Source organism: Alcanivorax sp. HI0044 (assembly GCF_001634945.1).
The window spans coordinates 1-689 of sequence record NZ_LWEZ01000282.1 but is presented as its reverse complement, the minus strand read 5'-3'; the positions used below and the strand labels follow the sequence as shown (position 1 = coordinate 689).

The 689-nt window shown below is 42.7% G+C and carries 1 protein-coding gene; it reads left to right on the top strand.

What is annotated here, in order from left to right; genetic code table 11:
- Positions 1 to 61 precede the first annotated feature (61 nt).
- Positions 62 to 689: sulfatase-like hydrolase/transferase (locus tag A3730_RS30185; protein WP_197477263.1), on the top strand; the 628-nt coding region annotated here is incomplete at its 3' end.

Sequence of the window (689 nt, the reverse complement as noted above, 5' to 3'; positions counted from 1 at the left end):
TTTGGCTGGCCTTCTGTGGAGGTTTTACAGAAGCTCATCTAAAGAGGCGCTGGTTATTGTTGTGAATGTGCTTCTTGGTTTTTATGCTTTAAAAATATTTTTACTGGGGGCGTCTGGGGATACCTATATAAAAACTAATGACGCTTTTATTGAAAGTCAGATTGTGTCGGCTTATGAGGCTTCCTCAGGAAGTTTCGTTGATGGTTTCTCAATAGATAGCGGCGATGTTATTGAAAGAGGCTTGGTCCCAAGTGCTACAGAGTCTTGGTTTGATGACCCTCAGTCTGTTGGTGATAAGGTGCTATTGGTTGTTAGTGAATCTTGGGGGGTGACAGATGAAAGAGTGCAGAATGCTGTTCTGTCTCCATTGCTCAATAGTTCTGTTGTTTCTGACCTTTCGCTAGAGGAATTAAATGTCTCAGGTGTTACTGTTCAGGGGGAGGTGCGTGAACTTTGTAGGCTTCGTGCTCGCCACTTCAACTTGAAAGATGTGACAGACGAATTTAATGGTTGTTTACCTGCTATGTATGAGCGGCTTGGTTATCACACCATGGCTATACATGGTGCAGCTGGTGCGATGTATGGACGTCGAAAATGGTATCCGAAATTAGGTTTTGATAAAACAGTTTTCTTTGAAAGTAAGCAGTGGAAAAAGAGATGTTACTCATTCCCAGGTGCTTGTGATGAAG